Raw genomic sequence first — 22,475 nt, forward strand, 5'->3', positions numbered from 1 at the left:
CCGCTCGCCCGCGCGTCATGTCATCGGTCCTCCTCGTGTTCGCGCATCGTGTGTTCTGCAGCTACAATTGCCTCAGGCGTGCCGACGGTGATCCAGTGACCGGAGAGCTCTATCCCATACAGACGACCCGCAGAGATCGCCTTGTCAAAATAGAGGTTGAGATTGAATGCTTCGGATGGAGCATCGGAAAAAAGCGCTGGATCAAGAACCAGCGCTCCCGCGTACACAACCGGATGTTCGTCGCCATCGACATATCGGGTAAGCTTGCCCGTCGGTGCCATTGAAAAATCGCGCTTTTCATTGTGCCCCGTTGTCCGTTCGGGTGGCACGCAAAGGAGCGCCATGTCCATGCTGCCAGGATCGAAAAATTCCGCAAGCCGGTGAAGATTGGAGGACGATGACGTTTCGCCGATCCAGAAAAGATCGGCATTCATCACGAATACGGGCGCATCTGCGAGCTGCTGGAGTCCCTTGACCAGACCGCCGCCCGAGTTCAGCAGGCCTTGCCGCTCATCCGATACTAATACTTGCAGGCGGGAGTAGGTGGATAAGTGCGCCATCATCGCATCCGCATGATGATGGACGTTGACGACTGCTCGTTCCACACCCGCCTCGGCGAGCAGATCCAGTGCGTAGTCGATCAACGGCTTTCCAGCAACCTGTATGAGCGGTTTAGGCGTCGTGTCCGTGAGAGGACGCATGCGCGTGCCAAGCCCAGCGGCCAGCACCATCGCTTCGGTGATTTTCATGTCAGTCAAGGCTCTGATTCGGCTACTTCAATTCCAGCCTTTATGCACCACTCGCGCAAGGGCGACATTATGGGATGCTCCAGGGCAACTGCCAGGTGCCAGAGGGTGCGCGACATATGGCGCATGTAGTCCGGTTTCCGGTCCCGCTGAAGCAGCCTGACCCAGAGTCCGTTGAGCTTGCAGGCTCGCTGAGCCGACATGATGTGCCACGATTTGACGAACGATTCCTCGTCAAATGATCCATGTTCGCGCCTCAGGGTGAAATACCGTGCCATCAGCATGTCCATCAGCGGTCTTCTCACCGTCACGCGGGCATCCTGGACAATCGAAACCAGGTCATAGCTGCTGGGACCAATCATGGCGTCCTGAAAGTCGATCAGCCCAACGCGTGCGTGACCGTGCTGTGCCTCTCGCCAGATGATATTGGGAGAATGGAAGTCGCGCAGGACCACCGTTTTTTCGCAGGTCCCCAACTCGTCGATCAGATGGTCCCATATCGCCACGAAGTTTGCACGCTCCTGCGGAGAAGCGACCTCGCCTCCGCGCTTCCATGGAATGTGCCAATCCAGAATCAGCTCCGCCTCGATCTTCATCGCGGACCGGTCGTAGTTCGGGATATGATGCGTGCGCCCGTCATCAAGTGGGATCTCTGCGGGAAAGGTGTTTGAGTGTAGCCAAGCCAGACACTCGACCGCAGCTTCGTACCGCTCCGGAACCGGCAACCCTTGATCGTCAAGGATGGAGCCGCTTCCAAAATCCTCGATCACGAGAATCCCTTGGTCCAGATCAGCGGCATGGATCTCGGGCGCGGCAAAGCCTTTGTCCCGCAACAACCGGTCGATGGCGACAAACGGACGAACATCCTCAGCAAGATGAACGAGTTGCGAATAGGGCTTTCCATCGCGTATGGGCGGACCGTCCGGCTGGCGGGGAGAATCCATCAACACCAGTGTCTTCGAGTCGGGCATATGGAGGCGTTCATAGGCCCTCGTCGATGCGTCTCCAACGAGGAACCGACGCTTTACTCCCCTGAAGCCGTGCTCATCTAGAAATGAGCGGATTGCCCGGAGCCGGATTAGCCGATCAAGTTTCTGGGACGGACCGCTAATGTCGAGGCGGCGCCCTTCAGCCTGATGGGTCAACTCCATCCATAATGTTGTTGCCGGCAGAGCGCCCGCGGCGCGATCCGGCCATTCAACCAACACGACACCATCTTCCAAAGCCTCATCGAGACCAAGTTCGTCCAGTTCGGAGACGTGTGTCAGCCGATAAAGATCGAGATGGTATAGAGGAATTCTGACGTCATAAGACTGGACCAGAGTGAATGTGGGGCTCGGTACATCGAGCATCGGATCATCCCCCACCGCGCGAATGAGGGCGCGAGCGAGCGTGGACTTTCCCGCGCCTAGATCGCCTGAGAGCGCAATGCAATCACCCGGCTTTACCAAGAGCGCCAAATCCTCCCCGAACGCGATGGTCGCGGATTCGTCAGGAAGGAAGAGATTGAAGCGGGAAGGTGAGTTCTGGATCATTCCGCAGCAGCGACTGACCGGGGTTGGCTGGATGATGGGATACGGCAGGTTACAGTAGTTCCAAGTCCAGGATCGCTGGCAATCGATACCTTGCCGTTGTGAAGGCTTACAAAACTTTCGACGATAGAGAGACCCAGACCGGCACCGCTTCGCCTGCCGCCCTTACCGTTGGATGAAAAACGGTCGAAGATGTTGTGCAACATGTCCGGCGCTATACCGCATCCCCGATCCTTGACTGCGAATAGAAAATCTGAGCCTTCGCGCCAGCATTTCAATTCAACGGCCGTCGAAGCCGGTGCAAAGTTCACTGCATTGGTCAGGAGCTTGATGAGTATTTGCTTCAACCGCTGCTGATCGGCTGTAATCGTGCCCAGGCTTGGCGGTGCCGAAATCTCCAGCGTCACGTTCGCTTCCTGAAGACGATCGGTCATTTGCATCGCGACATCATCAAGGAGGTCATCGAGATCGATCTCCTCGTGGTTCAGGCGCATGATGCCCGCATCGACAGTTGCGAGGTCAAGAATGTCATTGACGATCGTCAGGAGCACCGACGATGACGTCGATATATGATCTATGTATTCGGCCTGTCGCTCGTTCAGCGGCCCGACGGACGGCGTTTTCAAAAGGTCCGTGAAGCCTATGATATTCGTCAACGGTGAGCGCAGTTCGTAGGACATGTGTTGGACGAAATCGTTCTTGAGTTCGTCCGCCTTTCGCAAGGCCTCGTTCTTTTCCAGCAATGCGCGCTCCGCCCTAGCGCTGTCCGTCATGTTGACAAATGTCAGCATCGTCTGAGCGTTCGGCAGCGGGATGACAGCGTAGTCGAGTATGAGACCAGAATGCAGTTCGAGCGTACCTTGGAGGGAGGGTCTTTCGTCCTCGAAGCTCGTGATCATGCGTCCGAAGGTCTTCCAGCCGTCGGGCTTGTCGTAAGAGTTCGCGCACGCCGCTTCGATAGTTTGAATATGGGTATCCGGTTTGGCCACGGCCTCGCTAATACCCCACAAGGCGCGGAAAGCAGGATTGGATAGACGCAGACGTCCATCTGGACCGAAAACAGCCACGCCTTCCGAAAGATGATCGATGGTTTCGCCCTGAACACGCAAGAGAGTGTTGTATTTCGTTTCGAGATCGACCTGTTCGGTCAGATTTTCGAAGACCCAGGTCGCACCGCCCTGTGGGTGCGCTGCCGTGATGACGCGCAAGGTTTGGCCATTTGGCAGATGCCAGAGATCGGTCCTCGTCTCAATGGATCGGTAGACTGCCAGCGCCTGTTCTTTCCAGTTTTTCCAGTTCAGTTGCTCCGGCAGCTTCTTGTCAGTTCGCAGTCGGTCAAGAAGTTCGCCGTTCTCCGGTTTTCCTTCCAGGAAGGGCATATCCAGAGCCCAAAGGCGGGCAAACGCCTGGTTGTAGAACTGCAGTCGCCGCTGTGCATCGAATATTGCCACGGGTGTTGCCAGGTGGTCCAACGTATCCGCATGGCTCTTCAGCGTTCTCTGAAGTTCCTCCCGAAGAGCCTCGTTCTGGCTGATGTCGATGGCGAGACCGCAGCCGCCATCTGGCGTCTTCGTATCGACGATGTCGAGGAACGCGCGTCGTCCACGCACCACTGCCGATATGGTTCCATGGAATGGTGAATCTATCCCGGTTTGTGCCCTGACAGTGGCGCGGTCGATCGTGCCCAAAAGTTCTTGCTGCGACGCAATTACCTGCTGTGGGCTTTGCGCTTCCACGGCCTCGCTATAGGCATGGTTTACCCAGATCAGACGTCCGTCCGGATCACGCCGCCACGCCGGCTGATCGATTGAGTTTAGAAGCGTTTCGAAAGCCGTGATCGAAGACAGTAGACGTGAACGTTCGATTTTGAGCTCCGCAAGCTCGGCGCGAAGATTGTTCAAGGCCACGAAGCTCGTGAATGCTCTGCCTCCCGACAGGCGGCCCTGAACTTCAAGCAATTCGCTGCGGTTGGTTTCGATCACAAGATCGAATGTCTGGGCTTCCGAACGCAGCGCCTCGATTGCATGTTCCAACTGCATCGCGGAAGCCGAATTGAGCCAGCGACCAAATGCAAGGAAGTCAGTATCGCCTTGCGGAGCTCCGCTATCAGCGGGGAGCTGGCCCACAAATTCGGCTTTGCCGGTCCGGCCATCCCAGATCACGATACGCCTGTTCTTTTCCGCTATCAGCGCCTCATAACGTGACAGGCGTTGATTGGCGTCCGCGAGAAGGCCGCGGACTTCCTCGGTTTCTGCCTCGATTCCGGCTTTTTGCCTGATCAGCCAAAGAACGGAAAAGAGGCTGGCGGACAAAAGACCGAGAACAATCGAAAGTCCGACCATCTCCGCCGATCCGAACAGATTGCCCGTCTTCGTCAGGATTGCCGCGTCGCCGCCGAATGCGGCTGGGGAAGAAGCGCCCAAGGCGCTGCTGCCCAGGAGGAGCGCTGTAAGCCGTTGGCGCCATCGCGACCATTTCCGACTCTGCGGCAGAGAAATACCGCAAGAACCGTCAAGGCACGCAACGTGATGCGCAAAATTTGTCTGCTGCCCGGATGGCGACTCACGCCATTCCGACCTCGTATTCTTCTTCACCGACATCCCCGGTCTGTCTCCGTCCCATGAGCCGCATCTCGACAAGACATCCCAACTTCACCGGAGCGCCAGTGCGCGTAACGGCGAATCAAGTTCTAAAACATTACTGCCTAAGGGAATCCCAGTGAAGGGTTGGGCTCAAAAAAGAAGCCGCGGCCTTTGTCAAGGGCGCGGCTACAATATGTTGTGTATATAATGTCGTCGATTAATAGCGATAGTGGTCGGACTTGAACGGACCCTGGGGAGTCACGCCAATGTAGCTTGCCTGCTCACTCGAGAGTTCCGTGAGCTTCACACCGAGCTTTGCCAGATGCAGGCGGGCAACCTTCTCGTCCAGATGTTTCGGCAGGACATAAACCTTGTTCTCGTACTTCTCGCCCTTCGTGAAGAGCTCGAGCTGTGCAAGAACCTGGTTGGTGAACGAAGCCGACATGACAAAACTCGGATGTCCTGTGGCGTTACCGAGGTTCAGGAGGCGCCCCTCGGACAACAGAATCATGCGGTTCCCCTGCGGAAACTCCACCATGTCGACCTGCGGCTTGATATTGGTCCACTTGAGATTGCGAAGGGCAGCAACCTGAATCTCATTGTCGAAGTGGCCGATGTTTCCAACGATCGCCATGTCCTTCATCTGCCGCATGTGATCGAGGCGGATGACGTCCTTGTTGCCGGTCGTGGTGATGAAGATATCCGCAGTCGAAACGACATCTTCCAGCTGGACAACCTCGAAACCATCCATAGCCGCCTGCAGTGCGCAGATCGGGTCCACCTCGGTGACCTTCACTCGGGCACCGGCTCCACGAAGGGATGCGGCCGATCCCTTTCCGACGTCGCCGTAGCCACAGACAACCGCAACCTTTCCGGCCATCATGACATCGGTTGCCCGCCGAATTCCGTCGACGAGAGACTCCTTGCATCCGTACTTGTTGTCGAACTTCGATTTCGTAACGGAGTCGTTGACGTTGATCGCCGGGAAGGGCAGCAGGCCCTTTTGGCTTAGCTGATACAGCCTGTTTACGCCGGTGGTGGTTTCCTCAGTCACGCCACGGATGGCGTCGCGCTGCTTGGTGAACCAACCCGGCGAAGCCGCGAGCCGCTTCTTTATCTGGGCGAACAGGATTTCTTCTTCCTCGGAATGAGGGCTCGACAGAACGTCCTCTCCGGCCTCCGCGCGTGCGCCAAGCAGGATGTACATGGTTGCATCGCCGCCGTCATCGAGGATCATGTTGCTGAAACCGCCGTCGGTCCATTGGAAGATGCGATCCGTGTATTCCCAATAGTCGGTCAGGCTCTCGCCCTTCACAGCGAACACCGGTATGCCGGACGCCGCGATTGCAGCGGCTGCATGATCTTGCGTCGAAAAGATATTGCACGACGCCCACCGAACTTCGGCGCCCAGCGCAACGAGCGTCTCAATGAGCACCGCGGTCTGGATCGTCATGTGGAGCGAGCCAGTGATGCGGGCACCTGAAAGCGGTTTTGCCTCGCCAAACTCCTCACGGCAGGACATCAGTCCTGGCATTTCGGTTTCGGCGATGTCGATTTCCTTCCGGCCAAAATCGGCAAGCGAAATATCCGCTACGACGAAGTCACTTGTATGGCTCATCTGTTTCTCCAGCCTGTACGCTGGGGGACGGTCCTCGATCACCCATGCGTATGTGTTTCCTCTTTAGGAAGAGGGTTGATAGCTGGAATAGCAGGCTTTGTTCGATGTGACAATACGGATATAAAGACCTCTTTATGTCTTTATATCCTTTCGATTTACGCTTCCTCGCCAAATTTGTTAAGGATCAACTGTTCAAGGGCATCCAGCACTTCGGTCGCCTGAGCCCCGGTCGCCGATACGCGAATGCTGCAGCCGGGGCTGGCTGCAAGCATCATCAGTCCCATGATCGACATGCCACCTACTTCGGTTCCATCCTTCGAGACCGATACGAGAGCGTCGTAACTTCCTACGGTTTGGACAAATTTGGCGGAAGCCCTGGCGTGAAGACCGCGTTTGTTGGAGATGAGCAACTCACGTGACAATGTCATTATGGACGCCTGATACCCTATTTACCGCTCAAAACTCGGCTCGCGACATTGATGTATTTTCGTCCAGCTTCCGACGCCTCAGCGAGTGCCTTCTCCATGTCATTATCGGAACGCACCCCTGCAAGTTTTATCAGCATTGGAAGGTTCACACCTGCTATCACCTCGATACGGCCGCTGTTCATGACGGAAATTGCAAGGTTTGAGGGTGTACCCCCGAACATGTCGGTCAAAATGATGACACCATGCCCATCGTCGGCTCTTAGGACGGCGTCGAGGATATCTTGACGCCTCTGGTCCATATCGTCTTCCGGCCCAATGGATACCGTTTCAACGAGTTTTTGAGGGCCAACGACGTGCTCCACCGCATGGTGAAACTCTTCCGCAAGCTTGCCATGGGTGACAAGCACAAGTCCGATCATTATAGCCGCCTCTTTGCTGCCGCAAAACCTGGCCCAGTTATCGCACTGCGGCCTTTTCGTCCACCGGTGGCCGACAATCTTGGCGATGTATCCGCCGAGCGCAAGCAAAAACGAGACTCAATCATCACTGCGATGCCGCGTCCCTATAAGGCTCTCGATCCAAGCCAGCGGAGAACTGCAACCTATGACGATCCGCAGCAGGGGAACGCTGATATTTGCTGCGAATTCGTAGCATTCGTCATCCAGGGGAAGACGTTCTGCTTCGTTTCCAACCGGAAGGACACAATAATGGATCACAGTCGATCTCTGTCCGCCCATCTCAACAATACCGCTGTGCCTCAGCTCAAGAAGCCCGGCGGTCGCCACCGGACGGGACGCGATTACGGACCCGTTTAATATCTGCAGCCAAGCCTGATCATCAGCGACGAGGGCTCCGTATCGCCCGTTGCGGCGCGCCTCGGCGATACATGAGAATGCCAAACTTGACTTGCCCGAACCCGACGGACCTACAAAGGCCAGTCCAGTTAAGCCGACGGCAATAACCGTCGTGTGGGCATTGATTCCGCTACCGGTCATGCCGCCACGTCAATCGGCAAAGTGAGAGTGAATTTGGCTCCTCTTGGCTTTGAATCTTCCTGTTGGAGCAGGTTTTCTGCTCTCAAGGTGCCGCCATGTGCCTCGGCAATCTGCCGGCTGATCGACAAGCCAAGACCAGAGTTCTGCCCGAAACCCTCGCCTTCGGGACGGTCCGTGTAGAAGCGTTCGAAAATACGGTCAATGTTTTCAGCCTGAATCCCCGGTCCGTTGTCCTCGATCTGGATGACGCAACGTCCCTTGGTTCGTGACAGACGTACAACGATACGTCCGCCATGAGCGGGCGCGAAAGAGCGTGCGTTCTCGATCAGGTTTGAGATGATCTGGCCAAGCCGCAGGTCATGACCATTGACCATGAAGCCAGTTTTCATTCCTTGTTTCCGATCCACGATATAGTCGATCTCGACGGGCTTCTTGCGCGTGCTGATCTGCCGCGACGCGTCCACAAGATTGCTGAGAAGGACTTCCATATCGACGGGCTTGGCGTCGCTTCGCGCAAGCTCGGCGTCCAGCCGCGAGGCATCGGAAATGTCGCTGATCAGCCTGTCAAGCCGTCGCACGTCATGTTGAATAATGTCCAGAAGCTTGTTTTTGGATTCCTCCGTCCGGGCGAGCGGCAGCGTTTCCACGGCACTGCGCAGCGAAGTCAGCGGGTTCTTCAACTCGTGGCTGACATCGGCAGCAAAGCTTTCGATCGCGTCGATACGATCGTAGAGCGCATTCGTCATCTCGCGTAGCGCCAGGGAGAGGTTGCCGATTTCGTCTTGGCGTGCAGAGAAGTCGGGAATTTCTTGCCGTTCCTTTGCTCCGCGTCGGACCCGAACCGCTGCCGCAGCAAGGCGGCGCAGGGGATTGGCAATCGTCGATGAGAGCAGAAGGGACACAACGATGTTAACCAGCGTTGCCACGCCGAAAACGCGCATGATCGCAAGTCTTTCAGCATGAACAATCTTGTCGATGTCTCCGGCTTGCGTCGATAAGAGCAACACTCCGAGCACGGCTCGGAACCGCTGCACCGGGACGGCAACAGATACGATCAATTCGCCGTTGTCGGTGACCCGCACCACCGCACCCCGTACGCCCGTCAACGCATTCATCACTTCGGGATAGATAGACCCGTCGCCGCCAGGCGTTTCCTTGTACAAAGGGAGGTTGCTCGGTTGCAGCAGCTTGTTGAACAGACGCGCTGCCGCGTCGGCCCAGCCCTCACTGTCGGTCTCCACAGGTGGGAGATCGAACCGGAGAATCTGTCCCCGCGAGTAAAGATGTCGCGAGTCCAGAAGCATGTTGGCATCCGCGTCAAAGAGCCGGGCACGGGTTCGGGTAGGGGAGATCAGCCGTCGCAGGACAGGCGCCACCCTCTCGGGATTGATTGGGAACTCCAGGTCTTCATCGTTGGGAACTGGCGTTATGCTTTGTCCGGCTTGCAGTTCCAGCAGCTTCTGCGGGTCGATTGTTATCGAATTCGTATCCACGGACGCCGACGCGGAGATGGCACCTGCAATGATTTCGCCTTGGGTAAGAAGGCTCTCAACGCGGGCGTCGATCAGTCCCTCGCGGAACTGATTGAGATACATAATCCCGCCCACCAGAACGACGAGGGCGGCAAGATTGAAGAAGACGATGCGGCGCGTGAGGCTGGAAAAAAGTGCATTGCCGAAGACGCGGCGAATGAGAGTAAACGGGTGAACCATGAAACGACGCCGCGCAACGGCTACATCGGTCTCATCCAGGTCATCATTCGAAAACGGTCGTTCCAATCCCTAAACCTCTTGCGTGGAACGGTGCCCCGCACAGTGCCAACGCGCTTCCAGTCAGGCCGCTTCCCGGAACCGGTAGCCGACGCCATAGAGTGTTTCGATCATGTCGAAGTCGCCGTCTACCATTTTGAATTTTTTCCGCAGACGCTTGATGTGACTGTCGATCGTACGGTCGTCGACATATACCTGCTCATCATACGCGGCGTCCATAAGAGCGTCCCGGCTTTTCACGACACCGGGCCTTTGCGCCAGGGACTGAAGAATCAGAAATTCCGTGACCGTCAAAGTGACTGGGTCGCCCTTCCAGGTACACGTGTGCCGTTCTTGGTCCATAACAAGTTGCCCGCGTTCAAGAGTACGCGCCTGCGGCTCGCCTGTCGTCTTGCCGGTGCTTGCTACCGGGTTTCCTTCACGATTTGCGGCACGCCGAAGGATCGCCTTGACGCGTTCCACCAATAGCCGTTGGGAGAATGGTTTGGTGATGAAATCGTCGGCACCCATCTTGAGGCCAAACAGTTCATCGATCTCTTCGTCCTTGGATGTCAGGAAGATCACCGGAAGATCCGACTTCTGACGGAGCCGCCTCAGCAGTTCCATGCCATCCATTCTCGGCATCTTGATGTCGAAGATCGCAAGGTGCGGTGGGCGAGCCAGCAGACCGTCGAGCGCGGATGCGCCATCGGTATAGGTCTCGACCTTGTAGCCCTCGGCCTCCAACGCGATCGACACCGACGTCAGAATGTTGCGGTCGTCATCCACGAGGGCGATTGTCTGCATGAGAGTACTCTCCATGATCATTGCTCTTCGGCTCCTGTCTCTGCCCACCAGCCCGGAGGCAATCAGGGAACCGCGTTCTGGGGGTAAAGGTGGAACAAATTGTGGCAGAGATAAAGGGTAGTGCTCGGGACAATCTCTCGTTCTTGCAGATTGAAGCCGAGCGTAGACCGCGGACCCGCTATATTCAAACCGATTTAAAAAGGATGAATGAGATTTAAATCGATTAAATATCTGATATTATTGACATTTTTGGAAATATGCTCTTGCGCAAAGACACAACTGCATCTAGTTGTGCCTTGAATTCAACGGCTGTCGCCCAGAGCAAAGGAAGCTGTCCATGGAGGAGCTTGGAGTGAACAATCCCTTGATGGGGGTCGCTGCAATTGGTTTGGGCGACGCTGCGCGTGTCTTCTATAACCTGACGCCGAGCGAACTTTACGAGGAGATCATCCTGCGCCGTGAGGCTGTTTTGACGGCCGACGGCGCAGTTTGCGCCGAGACCGGACAACACACGGGGCGTTCGCCCAAGGACAAGTTTGTCGTGAGGGATGATACGACCGACGGGCAGATCTGGTGGGAAAACAACAAGCCCATGTCACCCGAAAACTTCGGTCTTCTGCATAAGGATATGCTGGCGCATGCGGCTGGCCGGGATCTGTTTGTTCAGGATCTCATCGGCGGCGCGGATGTCGACAACGCGCTTCCGACCCGCGTCGTTACTGAATATGCGTGGCACTCGCTATTCATCCGGAATCTTTTGATTCGGCCGGACCGATCGACTTTGAAAACTTTCCATCCGAAGCTGACGATTATTGATCTGCCAAGCTTCAGGGCCGATCCGGCCCGTCATGGTTGCCGTACCGAGACCGTGATTGCCTGCGATCTCACCAACGGTATCGTCCTGATTGCAGGCACCTCCTATGCTGGGGAGATGAAAAAGTCAGTCTTCACCGTCCTGAATTATTTGTTGCCCGCCAAGGGTGTGATGCCGATGCATTGCTCCGCTAACGTTGGGGCAGATGGAGATGCCGCTGTTTTCTTCGGATTGTCCGGTACCGGAAAAACGACGCTCTCCGCGGATCCCTCGCGCACTTTGATCGGGGACGACGAGCACGGTTGGGGCGAGCATGGTATCTTCAATTTCGAAGGTGGATGCTACGCAAAGACAATACGTCTGTCGGCCGAAGCCGAGCCGGAAATTTTTGCAACCACGAAGAGATTCGGAACCGTTTTGGAAAATGTGGTTCTCGATCAAAACCGCGTTCCAGATTTCAACGACGGATCCAAGACCGAGAACACCCGGTGCGCCTATCCGCTGCACTTCATTCCGAATGCATCGGCGACGGGAACGACAGGACACCCTCGGACCATCATCATGCTGACGGCTGACGCATTCGGAGTCATGCCGCCGATCGCGCGGTTGACCCCCGAGCAGGCGATGTACCACTTCCTGTCTGGATACACGGCCAAGGTTGCCGGGACGGAGAAAGGTGTCACAGAACCCGAAGCCACGTTCTCCACCTGCTTTGGTGCGCCGTTCATGCCGCGTCATCCGGCGGAATACGGACGTTTGCTGCGCGATCTTATTGCCGAGCACGACGTGAAATGCTGGCTGGTCAACACCGGCTGGACCGGTGGTGCCTATGGCGTTGGTCATCGCATGCCGATCAAGGCAACGCGGGCCCTGCTCACCGCTGCGCTCAAGGGGGATCTGCTGAGCGCCGAATTCAGAACCGATCCGAATTTCGGTTTTGCTGTGCCTGTTGATGTCCCCGGGGTAGACCGAGCCATACTGAATCCCCGCTCCACCTGGGCTGATCCGGAGCGATACGATGCGCAGGCCCAGAAACTGGTCGCTATGTTCATCACGAATTTTGCCAAATTCGAAGAACATGTGGACCACAAGGTGCGGGATGCGGCACCCACCGTGAGAATCGCTGCTGAGTAATAGTGCGTTTTCGGACTGTATAAACCCGGCGGCTTCCGCCGGGTTTTTTGTTTCCCGGATGGTGCCTATAATGGCGCGCCGCAGAAACGGAACAGGACTATGGCCAGCGAACCCCTTGTCATCAATGAAAGAATAGTCATCGCGGGATGGGAGTTGACCGAGCAGTTTGTGCTGGCCGGCGGTCCCGGCGGGCAGAACGTCAACAAGGTTGCGACTGCTGTTCAGTTGTTTTTCAACGCTGCCGGGTCTCCGGCTCTAAGTGAGCGCATTAAGACAAACGCGTTGAAACTGGCGGGGAGGCGGGCATCCAAGGATGGTGTCATTCTAATTGAGGCGGCCCGATTCAGGAGTCAGGAACGGAATCGAGACGACGCTCGCGAACGGCTGCGCGAGCTTATCCTCAAGGCAGCGGAACCACCTGCACCGCCGAGGCGAAAGACCAAACCGTCCAAGGGTGCAATTGAACGGCGCCTGAAGGAAAAGAGCGGTCGGTCCGAAGTCAAGCGGATGCGCGGCCGGCCGGACAACGAATGAATAACGCCTGGAGACGGCATTCAATGTCGACACCCATAATTCTGGAAGAGGGATTGCTGCTCCGCCCCGGTTATTTCTCTCGAGAGCAGCAGGAACTGTTGCTAGAGGATGTGCGGTCTGTTGTTGGTATCGCGCCGCTCTTTGTTCCGGTCATGCCCAAAACGGGCAAGTCACTGTCGGTGCGTATGACCAACTGCGGTGATCTTGGCTGGGTTACAGATCGTGAGGGCGGATACCGATATCAGGATTTTCATCCGGTTACCGGAGAACCATGGCCAAAGATCCCGCAGCGTCTTCTGGAGTTATGGCGTGACGTTTCCGAATACGACGCCCCGCCGCAGGCGTGCCTAGTCAATTTTTATGAACCCGGGGCCAAGATGGGTCTCCATCAGGATCGCGACGAGAAGAACTTCAAGGCTCCCGTCGTTTCCGTTTCTCTTGGAGACGCATGCCTCTTTCGGGTTGGTGGTCTCGACCGACGCGATTCTACCCGTTCGTTTAAGCTGGAAAGCGGGGACGTTCTCGTCCTCGGCGGAAAAAGCAGGTTAAGATATCACGGCGTCGACAGGATTTATCCCGGCACGTCGACGTTGCTTCGGCACTCCGGGCGCGTAAACCTGACGATGCGCCGAGTCACGGACTGATACGTCGAATAAATCACAACTTTCTCAGTGCGACTTTCTCGATAAGGTGGTCTTTGCCTTTTCTCAGTATGAGATCGGCACGCGGTCGCGTTGGCAGAATGTTTTCCCGCAGGTTTTTCAGGTTGATGCTGCTCCAGAGATCCTCAGCGCGGGCCAGCGCTTCTCCTTCGGTTATTGTGGCGTAACGATGGAAATAGGAATTGGGATCCTTGAATGCTGTCTGGCGTAACTTCATGAACCGATCGACATACCAGCGATGAATGTGTTTTTCGTCGGCGTCGATGTAGATCGAGAAGTCGAAGAAATCGGATACCATGGGCACGATCTTTCCATCGGCCGGCAAGTCCCGGGACTGCAAGACGTTGATACCCTCGAAGATCAGGATATCCGGACGGTCCACCACGCGGGACTCGTTCTGAAGGATGTCGTAGGTAAGATGCGAGTAGGTCGGCGCGTTCACGTTCGGACGACCGGCCTTTATGGCGGAAAGAAACCGGAGGATGGCCGCGGTGTCGTAGCTCTCTGGGAATCCCTTGCGGTTCAGGATGTTCTGACGAACGAGCGTCTCATTGGGATAGAGAAAGCCGTCGGTGGTAACGAGATCCACTTTGGGGCTTGACGGCCAGCGGGCCAGAAGTTCTTTCAGGACGCGAGCGGTCGTGGACTTGCCAACGGCGACCGATCCGGCGATCCCGATGACAAACGGCGTTTTTGTTACGTCCGAGAGGCTGAGAAACCTGTTTCGCTGCTCGAACAACAGTTGCGACGACTCGACGTGTGCCGATAGCAGGCGAGACAGAGAGAGGTAGATTCGTCTGACCTCTTCCAGATCAATCGGATCATCGATGGACCGAAGTCGCCGGACTTCGTCCTCCGTCAGCGTGAGAGGTGTATCGGCACGGAACCTGGCCCATTCATTCGAAGAGAAGAAATGATATGGCGAATAGTCGTTCGGCTGAAAATGATCTAGCGCCTCGGACGTTTCGGCTTCCCTGCTTGCAGTAGTCATGGGTCTTTTCGACTGGCCTTCTCGCTGAGGCCGCTTTGACCGGTTCGCCGCTCAAGCTCGCTCATCACCGCTTGTAGCGGGATATCCGCGATTTTCAATACGACCATCAGATGATAGAGAATATCTGCGGCTTCGTAGACGAGGTTGTCTCGGTCGCCAATTGTTGCAGCGATGACGGCTTCGATAGCCTCTTCGCCCAGTTTCTTCGCCGCTTTCGCCTGCCCACTTGCGATCAGTCGCGCCGTCCAGGACTCATCTGCTGGCGCTGACGATCTCTCGTCAACAATGGCCTCAAGGTCCTGTAGCGTGAACTTGGACATTCCAGTTCTCCATTCATCAGTCAAGGCGGACGGCGATGCCGTTGTTGGCCATGTGCTTCTTAGCGTCGAGGATGGAAAATGTCCCGAAGTGGAAGATTGAAGCCGCAAGAACCGCCGTTGCGTGGCCGTCATTGATGCCCGCCACAAGGTCATCCAGTGTTCCGACACCGCCGGAGGCGATAACTGGAACGCGAACGGAATCGGCGATGCGCCGGGTTAAGGCGATGTCGTAACCGCTCTTGGTTCCGTCCCTGTCCATGGACGTGACGAGCAGTTCGCCCGCCCCCCTTGCCACTACCTTCTCTGCGAAATCGATTGCGTCGATACCGGTGGGATTGCGGCCGCCATGGGTGAATATCTCCCAGCGTTCGGTTTCGCCATCCGCCGATACCCGTTTGGCGTCAATCGAAACCACGATGCATTGGTCCCCGAATTTGTCCGCCGCCTCCGCCACGAAATCCGGATTTTTGACCGCTGCGGAGTTGATGGAGACCTTGTCGGCCCCACAGAGAAGCAGCTTGCGAATATCGGCAACGGTGCGCACACCGCCGCCGACAGTCAGCGGCATGAAACAGTGCTCGGCGGTCTGTGCCACCACGTCGAAGATCGTGTCACGTTCGTCGGACGACGCCGTTATATCGAGAAAGCAGAGTTCGTCCGCGCCAGCGGCATCGTAGGCCTTTGCCGCTTCCACTGGATCTCCGGCATCAATCAGGTCAACGAAATTGACGCCCTTGACGACGCGACCGTCCTTGACGTCCAGACATGGGATCACGCGGGCCTTGAGTGTCATATGCCTTCCCCCTTGGGCGCTCTGGCAGCCTTTATCATCGAGAGGGCTGCTGCGGGGTCGATTCGACCATCGTAGAGCGCGCGTCCTGAAATCGCCCCCTCAAGCTTACTGGCATCCGGCTCCAACATGCGGCGGATATCGTCAAGGGAAGCAAGACCGCCGGAGGCAATGACCGGAATTGATACCGCATCGGCGAGCTGCAATGTGGAGGGCCAATTGATGCCGGCGAGAACGCCATCCCGATCTATGTCGGTATAAATGATGGCTGAAACCCCGGCTCCTTCGAATTTGCGTGCGAGTTCTATCACGCCCAGCTCGGACGCCTCTGCCCAGCCTTCGACAGCGACCTTGCCACCCTTCGCATCGATTCCTACCGCGATTCGGCCCGGAAAGCGGCGGCACGCCTCAACGACAAGAGCCGGATCTCGGACGGCAATTGTGCCCAGTATGACTCGTGCCAGGCCTCGGGAAAGCCAGTTCTCGATGTGGGCAAGAGTGCGAATCCCGCCGCCAAGCTGCACTGGATTTCTGGTCGCCCTCACGATCGCGTCGACGGCTGCACCGTTGACGCTTTCACCAGCGAATGCGCCGTTGAGGTCGACCACGTGCAACCATTCGAAGCCTTGTTCCTCGAAGGCTCGGGCTTGGGCGGCCGGATCCACATTATAGATCGTGGCTTGCGTCATGTCGCCCAGCTTGAGCCTGACGCAACTACCATCCTTGAGATCAATGGCGGGGAATAGAATCATGTTAGCCGGCTAGCCTTCAGTGTGCTTCCAGGACTCACGGGTCCCATCTCAGAAAATTTGCGATCAATTTCAGGCCCAACCTTTGGCTCTTTTCAGGATGGAACTGGGTTCCCACCATGTTTTCCCGGCCCACGACCGCTGTCATCGGACCGCCGTAGTTGGTCGTTGCGATGACGTCTGCCTGATCCGTCGCCGCAAGATGGTAGGAGTGTACGAAATAGGCATGAAGTCCGCTCTCACCTGTTGGGATGCCCTCAAAGAGAGGATGCTGACGATTGAGATCGACGGTATTCCAGCCGATTTGCGGAATTTTGAGGTTCGGATCTGCGGGCGACATCTCAATCACGTCGCCAGAAATCCAGTCAAAACCCGGCGTCACCGTCTTTTCTAGTCCACGGGAAGACATAAGCTGCATTCCAACGCAAATGCCCAGGAAGGGGCGGGCTTTCCGTTCTACGACCTCAAGCAGCGCGTCATGCATGCCGTCCACCGAATCCAGGCCCTTGCGGCAGTCCGCATAAGCGCCAACGCCTGGAAGAACGACCCGGTCGGCAGCCGCCACGACTTCTGCCTTGTCCGTTAGATCTACCGCTGCGTTGACCCCGGCTTCGGACGCGGCGCGCTCGAAGGCTTTGGTGGCCGACCGCAGATTTCCTGATCCGTAGTCTATGATCGCGACACGCATCGACACTAACTCCTCTGGCTAGACCAGCGTCCCCTTCGTCGAGGGAACGCGATCGGCCTGACGCGGATCGATTTCGGTAGCGACGCGAAGAGCGCGCGCGACCGCCTTGAAACAGGTCTCCGCGATATGGTGATTGTTGGCCCCGTAGTGATTGACTACGTGAAGCGTGATGCCGGCATGTTGCGAGAAGGCTTGAAAGAACTCCCGCACGAGTTCCGTGTCGAAGGTACCGACCTTCGACGAACTGAAATCGACCTTCCAAACCAGAAACGGCCGTCCGGACAGATCCACTGCAGCCTTTGTCATTGTCTCGTCCATGGCGAGATCGAGAGACGCGTAACGCGTTATTCCACGGCGATCTCCGAGGGCCTTGGCGACTGCCTGACCAACGGCTATTCCCGTGTCCTCCACGGTGTGGTGGTCATCGATATGCAAGTCGCCCTTTGCGTCAATCGCCATGTCGATCAGCGAATGCCGGCTGAGTTGATCCAGCATGTGATCGAAGAAGCCGATGCCCGTGGCGATACGAGACAGACCGGCGCCGTCGATATTCACTGAGACGGTGATGTCGGTTTCATTGGTTTTGCGCGAAACCTCGGCTTTGCGACCTGCCATCGAAGCTGCTCCCTCGGAAATTGGCCGTTCCATATCAGGAGGAACACTGAATATCCAGAAATTACATTGCGCTGCGCCTACCCGGATGTCGCTGTTCAAGCGATCGCGTTGTATTTGCCGGATGCGCGCTTACATAAGCGCCGATTGGCAGTGTATGCCGCTACAAACGAATGTCCTGTCGGGACGGAGAGTGCTCATGACCACGATTATCACAGTTAGAAAGAACGGTTCGGTCGTCATGGCGGGTGATGGTCAAGTCAGCCTCGGGCAGACCGTAATGAAAGGCAATGCGCGCAAGGTCCGAAGGATCGGGAAGGGCGGCGAGGTGATAGCTGGCTTTGCCGGAGCGACGGCAGATGCCTTCACACTGCTTGACCGGCTGGAAAAGAAGCTGGAGCAATATCCCGGCCAGCTGATGCGCGCGGCTGTCGAATTGGCGAAGGACTGGCGCACGGACAAATATCTGCGCAATCTCGAGGCCATGATGCTCGTCGCCGACAAGAGTATTACCTTGGCAATCACGGGAAATGGCGACGTCCTTGAGCCCGAACACGGAACGATCGCGATCGGATCCGGTGGGAACTACGCCTTTGCCGCGGCTCGGGCGCTTATGGATACCGACAAATCCGCTGAGGAAATTGCGCGTCGGGCTATGCAGATAGCCAGCGACATCTGTGTCTACACCAATGATGCGATTGTTCTGGAAAGTCTTGATGGTGAATGACGGCTTCCTGAACTGGTTAGAAAACGTCCCGATACCGTCATCATGACACACGAAATTCTGAGCACGAGTGACAAACCATGACCAATTTTTCGCCCCGTGAAATCGTTTCCGAACTCGATAGGTTCATCATCGGTCAGCACGAGGCCAAACGGGCCGTCGCGATCGCCCTTCGCAATCGCTGGCGACGCCAGCAACTCGACGAGAGTTTGCGTGACGAAGTGATGCCGAAGAATATCCTAATGATCGGCCCGACCGGGGTCGGGAAGACCGAGATATCGCGTCGTCTTGCGAAGTTGGCCGGCGCCCCCTTTATCAAGGTGGAGGCAACCAAATTCACGGAAGTCGGATATGTCGGCCGTGACGTTGAGCAGATTATCCGTGACTTGGTTGAGATAGGAATCGGCCTTCAGCGCGAGAAGAAGCGGGCCGAGGTGCAGGCAAAGGCCCATGCCGGTGCCGAGGAACGTGTCCTTGATGCGCTTGTCGGTGCGACAGCCTCGCCGGCAACTCGCGACAGTTTTCGTCGAAAGCTCCGCGCTGGTGAGCTGGACGACAAGGAAATCGATATCGAAATTGCGGACACTGCCGGCGGAATGCCGAGCCTGGACATCCCGGGCATGCAGGGCGGCAACGTCGGCATTCTCAACCTGTCCGATCTGTTCGGCAAGGCCATGGGTGGCCGAACCAAGAAGGTCCGCACGACCGTCAAGGCTTCCTACGCTGATCTCATCCGAGACGAGTCTGACAAGCTGATCGACAACGAAGTCATCCAGCGCGACGCTGTTCGCTCGGTTGAAAATGACGGAATCGTGTTTCTTGACGAGATCGACAAGATTGCGGCGCGCGATGGAGGCATTGGCGCCGGCGTTTCCCGTGAGGGTGTGCAGCGTGATCTTCTACCGCTTGTCGAGGGAACAACCGTCTCGACGAAATACGGACCGGTAAAAACCGACCATATCCTGTTTATCGCGTCTGGCGCCTTTCATGTTTCCAAGCCATCCGACCTGCTGCCCGAATTGCAGGGACGCTTGCCGATCCGTGTTGAGCTCAAACCCCTCAGCAAGGAGGATTTCCGCAGGATTCTTACGGAAACGGAAGCAAGTCTGATCCGGCAATACCGCGCCTTGATGGAAACCGAGGAATTGCAGCTCGACTTTACCGAGGACGCCATCGACGCTCTGGCTGATATTGCCGTGAAGCTCAATGCATCAGTTGAGAACATTGGCGCACGCCGGCTGCAGACAGTCATGGAGCGCGTCCTGGACGACATTTCGTTCAATGCTCCTGATCGCTCCGGTTCCGCCGTGATGATCGATTCTGAATACGTCCGGGAGCACGTTGGTGAGATCGCAGCTGACGCGGATCTGTCTCGTTACATATTGTGATCCTCATTCGAGGCTGTGAATGACGGAAGGACGGTCCTCACAAATAGTTTTTTCTGCAGCCTCGACAGTTCCATTTTGTCTTTATAAGTATGGCCGCATTCTTTGCACCGGCCGTACCGTCGGTCAGGATGCGAACCTTCCGACTTCCGGAGCGCAGGCTTCAAGATAGAGGCGCAGGCATCGTGCAACGTTTTCTTCTGGCATTGGTCACGACCCTTGGACTGGTTTTCGCCGCAGGCAATGCCATGGCCGTCACGAAAGTGCCGGCCGGCAACCGGAATGCGGAGCAACCGGCGATACCGGGCGCTTCGGTACGACGTACCAAGGCCGGGAAGACATCTTTCGATCTCAAGTACGAGAAGGTTCGAGACCTTCTTGCGACCGACAAAAAGCTCGTCTCGAAGATCAAGGAAACTGCCTCCCGCTACAACATAGATCCGATTCATATGATCGGCGCGATCGTTGGCGAACATACCTACAACGTGGATGCCTATGATCGCTTGCAGAGCTATTATGTGAAGGCCGCTTCCTATGCCGGAAACGTCTTCGATTTCTCCTACAAGGGAGAAAAGATATCCGACTTCGTCAATCGACCCGAGTTCTCGGTTTGCTCCTCTAAGACGGATTCGTATGCTCTCTGGACCTGCCGAGATGAGGTCTGGCAGAAGGTTTTCCAAGGAGAGTCGGTTGACGGGCGAACTTATCCCGACAACCGATTCAGTGCTGTTTTCTTCCAGCCTTTCTATGCCGGGCAGACGTTCGGCCTTGGCCAAATCAACCCGCTGACCGCGCTGATGATGAGCGATACGGTGCACGAGAAATCGGGTTACCCCGAGCTTGATGAAAATGATGCTGCCGACGTCTACCGTGCGATCATGCAGCCAGACGTGTCTCTGGCTTTCATGGCGGCAATCATCCGCAAGGCAATCGATGATTATCGCGAGTATGCGGACATGGACATCTCCGGAAATCCCGGCATCACCGCAACTCTCTTCAACATCGGGGACTCGCAGCGGCGTGCACGCGCTCTGGCTCGGAAAAATGCCTCCGGCGGACGGGTGTGGCCGGAGGAAAACTACTATGGCTGGTTGATAAACGACAAGCTGCCGGAGCTCGAAGCGTTGTTGTAGCGACTTGTCCGGCAAGGGAACGGAATGTACGTCGACAGAGAAGTTTTCGAACCCCCTGCACCAGTACCCAGATCGATGCCGCCCGGCTGGCTGACGGTGATAAACACTGTCTTGAAAAATCCCCTCGAGCTTTGGGGAGAGCCATCCTACAATCGCCCCTGGATCGTCGCCCGCTTCTTCAACCAGCGAAGCCTCATCGCCAATCATCCTGGTCTCATCAGGCATATACTGGTCGAAAATGCCGCGAACTACCGGATGCAGACAATTCGCCAATTGGTATTGCGCCCCATTTTGCGAGATGGCTTGCTGACTGCCGAGGGTTCTGTCTGGCGGCGAACGAGGAAAGCGATAGCGCCCGTCTTTACGCCACGCCACGCAAAAAGTTTCGCCGCTCAGATGCATGCCAAGTCTGTTGAGTACGTCGAGCTGAGATACGCGGATGGTGACTTCGTGGTCGACGTCTCCGAAGACATGAACCAACTGACGTTTGCGATTCTTTCCGAAACGCTTTTCTCCGGTGAACTCGCGGTCCCAACGGAGAACTTCTCGGAGGACACCGAACGACTGCTGCATGTCATGGGGCGGATAGATCCAATGGATCTACTGCAGGCTCCGGGCTGGATCCCACGCCTGACACGTACCGGCGGTGAAGCCGTCCTGAACAAATTTCGCGACATAGTCCAGCGTACCATCGATCTCCGTCGGAGGCGTTTGCAGAAAGAACCGGAAAAAGCCCCGCAGGACTTTCTCACGCTGATGCTTGAGCAAACCGGAGAGAGGGGTCTGACGGAAGACGAGCTCCAGGACAACATCCTGACCTTTATCGGCGCCGGTCACGAAACGACGTCGCGTGCCCTCGCTTGGACGCTATACTGCGTTGCCCGGTCGCCGGTCGTGCGGGATAGGATGGAAGCGGAAATCGATAGCGTCATTGCAGACGGGGATGACCCGGTCGTTTGGATCGAACGCATGCCCCAGGTGCGGGCAGCCTTCGAGGAGGCAATGCGCCTCTATCCACCCGCACCTTCGATCAACCGCGAAGCGATCGACTCTGACAGTTGGTCGGATGGCACAGGAGAGCGCGTCGAAATCACCAAGGGCATGACAGTTCTGATCATGCCGTGGACCCTCCACCGTCACGAACTCTTATGGGAACGGCCCCGGGCTTTCATACCCGAACGTTTCCTGCCTCAAAATCGGGATAAGATAGACCGTTTTCAATATTTGCCTTTCGGAGCCGGACCCCGTGTCTGCATCGGCGCATCCTTCGCGATGCAGGAGGCCGTGATCGCACTGGGAGTCATGATGTCGCGCTACCGGTTCGACGTGACGGCAGCGACCAGACCGTGGCCGGTGCAAAGGTTGACGGTGCAACCCAAATCAGGATTGCCGATGCGCGTATCCCGTCGGCGGTGAAGACGATATAGGTTTGCTGAAAGACGAAATCAGACCGTGTTTTGCCGTTTGTCAGCTGGTTCCATCA

At 56.6% G+C, this 22,475-nt stretch carries 22 protein-coding genes; 7 read left to right on the forward strand and 15 right to left on the reverse strand.

Annotated features, from left to right (window positions below):
• Positions 1 to 20 precede the first annotated feature (20 nt).
• The 9 genes from J5J09_RS00920 to J5J09_RS00960 all read right to left on the reverse strand — a co-directional run bounded on the left by J5J09_RS00920 (position 21) and on the right by J5J09_RS00960 (position 10,456).
• The gene (locus tag J5J09_RS00920) at positions 21 to 749 is read right to left on the reverse strand and encodes a nucleotidyltransferase family protein (RefSeq protein WP_208547850.1); all 729 of its coding nucleotides are present in this window, start codon (positions 747 to 749) and stop codon (positions 21 to 23) included.
• A gap of 5 nt (positions 750 to 754) precedes the next feature.
• Positions 755 to 2,281, reverse strand: coding sequence for a tRNA (adenosine(37)-N6)-threonylcarbamoyltransferase complex ATPase subunit type 1 TsaE (gene tsaE / locus J5J09_RS00925; protein WP_208547851.1), 1,527 nt, complete (start codon positions 2,279 to 2,281; stop codon positions 755 to 757).
• The gene (locus tag J5J09_RS00930; RefSeq protein ID WP_208547852.1) at positions 2,278 to 4,878 is read right to left on the reverse strand and encodes a PAS domain-containing sensor histidine kinase; all 2,601 of its coding nucleotides are present in this window, start codon (positions 4,876 to 4,878) and stop codon (positions 2,278 to 2,280) included. Before J5J09_RS00930 ends, tsaE begins: the two co-directional genes overlap by 4 nt.
• A gap of 199 nt (positions 4,879 to 5,077) precedes the next feature.
• A complete protein-coding gene (gene ahcY, locus J5J09_RS00935; RefSeq protein ID WP_208547853.1) occupies positions 5,078 to 6,478 on the reverse strand; it encodes an adenosylhomocysteinase in 1,401 nt (466 codons plus the stop codon).
• Positions 6,479 to 6,633: 155 nt separating this feature from the next.
• The gene (locus tag J5J09_RS00940) at positions 6,634 to 6,909 is read right to left on the reverse strand and encodes an HPr family phosphocarrier protein (protein WP_208552945.1); all 276 of its coding nucleotides are present in this window, start codon (positions 6,907 to 6,909) and stop codon (positions 6,634 to 6,636) included.
• Between the two features lie 14 nt (positions 6,910 to 6,923).
• Positions 6,924 to 7,325, reverse strand: coding sequence for a PTS sugar transporter subunit IIA (locus J5J09_RS00945; RefSeq protein ID WP_208547854.1), 402 nt, complete (start codon positions 7,323 to 7,325; stop codon positions 6,924 to 6,926).
• 117 nt (positions 7,326 to 7,442) lie between these two features.
• On the reverse strand, positions 7,443 to 7,901 hold the full coding sequence (locus J5J09_RS00950) for a hypothetical protein (protein WP_208547855.1): 459 nt from the start codon (positions 7,899 to 7,901) through the stop codon (positions 7,443 to 7,445).
• Positions 7,898 to 9,613: a sensor histidine kinase gene (locus tag J5J09_RS00955; RefSeq protein WP_246745763.1), complete on the reverse strand. Its 1,716-nt coding sequence runs from the start codon at positions 9,611 to 9,613 to the stop codon at positions 7,898 to 7,900. Before J5J09_RS00955 ends, J5J09_RS00950 begins: the two co-directional genes overlap by 4 nt.
• 120 nt (positions 9,614 to 9,733) lie before the next feature.
• Positions 9,734 to 10,456, reverse strand: coding sequence for a response regulator transcription factor (locus tag J5J09_RS00960; protein ID WP_208552946.1), 723 nt, complete (start codon positions 10,454 to 10,456; stop codon positions 9,734 to 9,736).
• Between the two features lie 337 nt (positions 10,457 to 10,793).
• On the opposite strand from J5J09_RS00960, the gene J5J09_RS00965 reads away from it, so the two are divergent.
• From J5J09_RS00965 to J5J09_RS00975, 3 genes are all read left to right on the forward strand, one after another.
• The gene (locus J5J09_RS00965; RefSeq protein ID WP_208547857.1) at positions 10,794 to 12,404 is read left to right on the forward strand and encodes a phosphoenolpyruvate carboxykinase; all 1,611 of its coding nucleotides are present in this window, start codon (positions 10,794 to 10,796) and stop codon (positions 12,402 to 12,404) included.
• A gap of 99 nt (positions 12,405 to 12,503) precedes the next feature.
• The gene (gene arfB / locus J5J09_RS00970) at positions 12,504 to 12,938 is read left to right on the forward strand and encodes an alternative ribosome rescue aminoacyl-tRNA hydrolase ArfB (protein ID WP_208547858.1); all 435 of its coding nucleotides are present in this window, start codon (positions 12,504 to 12,506) and stop codon (positions 12,936 to 12,938) included.
• 23 nt (positions 12,939 to 12,961) lie between these two features.
• Positions 12,962 to 13,582, forward strand: coding sequence for an alpha-ketoglutarate-dependent dioxygenase AlkB (locus tag J5J09_RS00975; protein WP_208547859.1), 621 nt, complete (start codon positions 12,962 to 12,964; stop codon positions 13,580 to 13,582).
• Positions 13,583 to 13,595: 13 nt separating this feature from the next.
• Here J5J09_RS00975 and coaA read toward each other — a convergent pair whose 3' ends face one another.
• From coaA to hisB, 6 genes are read right to left on the reverse strand one after another with little or no spacing between them, the layout of a single operon-like run.
• A complete protein-coding gene (gene coaA / locus J5J09_RS00980) occupies positions 13,596 to 14,591 on the reverse strand; it encodes a type I pantothenate kinase (protein WP_208547860.1) in 996 nt (331 codons plus the stop codon).
• A complete protein-coding gene (locus tag J5J09_RS00985; RefSeq protein ID WP_208547861.1) occupies positions 14,588 to 14,911 on the reverse strand; it encodes a phosphoribosyl-ATP diphosphatase in 324 nt (107 codons plus the stop codon). The genes coaA and J5J09_RS00985 overlap by 4 nt, the downstream gene beginning before the upstream one ends.
• A 16-nt stretch (positions 14,912 to 14,927) precedes the next feature.
• Entirely contained in the window at positions 14,928 to 15,704 is a 777-nt protein-coding gene (hisF, locus tag J5J09_RS00990; RefSeq protein ID WP_208547862.1) for an imidazole glycerol phosphate synthase subunit HisF, read from the reverse strand.
• Positions 15,701 to 16,453, reverse strand: coding sequence for a 1-(5-phosphoribosyl)-5-[(5-phosphoribosylamino)methylideneamino]imidazole-4-carboxamide isomerase (hisA, locus tag J5J09_RS00995; RefSeq protein WP_208547863.1), 753 nt, complete (start codon positions 16,451 to 16,453; stop codon positions 15,701 to 15,703). Before hisA ends, hisF begins: the two co-directional genes overlap by 4 nt.
• 34 nt (positions 16,454 to 16,487) lie before the next feature.
• Entirely contained in the window at positions 16,488 to 17,138 is a 651-nt protein-coding gene (gene hisH / locus J5J09_RS01000) for an imidazole glycerol phosphate synthase subunit HisH (RefSeq protein WP_208547864.1), read from the reverse strand.
• Between the two features lie 18 nt (positions 17,139 to 17,156).
• Positions 17,157 to 17,774 carry an imidazoleglycerol-phosphate dehydratase HisB gene (hisB, locus tag J5J09_RS01005; RefSeq protein ID WP_208552947.1) on the reverse strand — a complete coding sequence of 206 codons (618 nt, stop codon included), beginning with the start codon at positions 17,772 to 17,774 and terminating at the stop codon, positions 17,157 to 17,159.
• Positions 17,775 to 17,949: 175 nt separating this feature from the next.
• Here hisB and hslV point away from each other — a divergent pair, with 175 nt between their 5' ends.
• The 4 genes from hslV (at position 17,950) to J5J09_RS01025 (ending at position 22,408) form a co-directional block, all read left to right on the forward strand.
• A complete protein-coding gene (gene hslV, locus J5J09_RS01010) occupies positions 17,950 to 18,477 on the forward strand; it encodes an ATP-dependent protease subunit HslV (RefSeq protein WP_208552948.1) in 528 nt (175 codons plus the stop codon).
• Positions 18,478 to 18,554: 77 nt separating this feature from the next.
• Positions 18,555 to 19,862, forward strand: a complete 1,308-nt coding sequence (gene hslU / locus J5J09_RS01015) for an ATP-dependent protease ATPase subunit HslU (protein WP_208547865.1) — start codon at positions 18,555 to 18,557, stop codon at positions 19,860 to 19,862.
• Positions 19,863 to 20,044: 182 nt separating this feature from the next.
• Entirely contained in the window at positions 20,045 to 20,992 is a 948-nt protein-coding gene (locus tag J5J09_RS01020; RefSeq protein WP_348646402.1) for a DUF1402 family protein, read from the forward strand.
• A gap of 24 nt (positions 20,993 to 21,016) precedes the next feature.
• A complete protein-coding gene (locus tag J5J09_RS01025) occupies positions 21,017 to 22,408 on the forward strand; it encodes a cytochrome P450 (RefSeq protein WP_208547867.1) in 1,392 nt (463 codons plus the stop codon).
• Positions 22,409 to 22,475: the final 67 nt, after the last annotated feature.

It is taken from the genome of Ciceribacter sp. L1K22, assembly GCF_017599385.1.
Classification (GTDB): domain Bacteria; phylum Pseudomonadota; class Alphaproteobacteria; order Rhizobiales; family Rhizobiaceae; genus Allorhizobium.

Excerpts from the sequence above, each read along its gene's own strand:
- hisA (WP_208547863.1), bottom strand. The coding sequence starts at position 16,453 with ATGATTCTATTCCCCGCCATTGATCTCAAGGATGGTAGTTGCGTCAGG.
- arfB (WP_208547858.1), top strand. The coding sequence starts at position 12,504 with ATGGCCAGCGAACCCCTTGTCATCAATGAAAGAATAGTCATCGCGGGA.
- J5J09_RS01025 (WP_208547867.1), top strand. The coding sequence starts at position 21,017 with ATGTACGTCGACAGAGAAGTTTTCGAACCCCCTGCACCAGTACCCAGA.
- coaA (WP_208547860.1), bottom strand. The coding sequence starts at position 14,591 with ATGACTACTGCAAGCAGGGAAGCCGAAACGTCCGAGGCGCTAGATCAT.
- J5J09_RS00920 (WP_208547850.1), bottom strand. The coding sequence starts at position 749 with ATGAAAATCACCGAAGCGATGGTGCTGGCCGCTGGGCTTGGCACGCGC.
- hisH (WP_208547864.1), bottom strand. The coding sequence starts at position 17,138 with ATGCGTGTCGCGATCATAGACTACGGATCAGGAAATCTGCGGTCGGCC.
- J5J09_RS00965 (WP_208547857.1), top strand. The coding sequence starts at position 10,794 with ATGGAGGAGCTTGGAGTGAACAATCCCTTGATGGGGGTCGCTGCAATT.
- ahcY (WP_208547853.1), bottom strand. The coding sequence starts at position 6,478 with ATGAGCCATACAAGTGACTTCGTCGTAGCGGATATTTCGCTTGCCGAT.
- hslU (WP_208547865.1), top strand. The coding sequence starts at position 18,555 with ATGACCAATTTTTCGCCCCGTGAAATCGTTTCCGAACTCGATAGGTTC.
- J5J09_RS00955 (WP_246745763.1), bottom strand. The coding sequence starts at position 9,613 with ATGGTTCACCCGTTTACTCTCATTCGCCGCGTCTTCGGCAATGCACTT.
- hisF (WP_208547862.1), bottom strand. The coding sequence starts at position 15,704 with ATGACACTCAAGGCCCGCGTGATCCCATGTCTGGACGTCAAGGACGGT.
- J5J09_RS00930 (WP_208547852.1), bottom strand. The coding sequence starts at position 4,878 with ATGTCGGTGAAGAAGAATACGAGGTCGGAATGGCGTGAGTCGCCATCC.
- J5J09_RS00985 (WP_208547861.1), bottom strand. The coding sequence starts at position 14,911 with ATGTCCAAGTTCACGCTACAGGACCTTGAGGCCATTGTTGACGAGAGA.
- J5J09_RS00950 (WP_208547855.1), bottom strand. The coding sequence starts at position 7,901 with ATGACCGGTAGCGGAATCAATGCCCACACGACGGTTATTGCCGTCGGC.
- hslV (WP_208552948.1), top strand. The coding sequence starts at position 17,950 with ATGACCACGATTATCACAGTTAGAAAGAACGGTTCGGTCGTCATGGCG.
- J5J09_RS00960 (WP_208552946.1), bottom strand. The coding sequence starts at position 10,456 with ATGCAGACAATCGCCCTCGTGGATGACGACCGCAACATTCTGACGTCG.
- J5J09_RS00945 (WP_208547854.1), bottom strand. The coding sequence starts at position 7,325 with ATGATCGGACTTGTGCTTGTCACCCATGGCAAGCTTGCGGAAGAGTTT.
- tsaE (WP_208547851.1), bottom strand. The coding sequence starts at position 2,281 with ATGATCCAGAACTCACCTTCCCGCTTCAATCTCTTCCTTCCTGACGAA.
- J5J09_RS00975 (WP_208547859.1), top strand. The coding sequence starts at position 12,962 with ATGTCGACACCCATAATTCTGGAAGAGGGATTGCTGCTCCGCCCCGGT.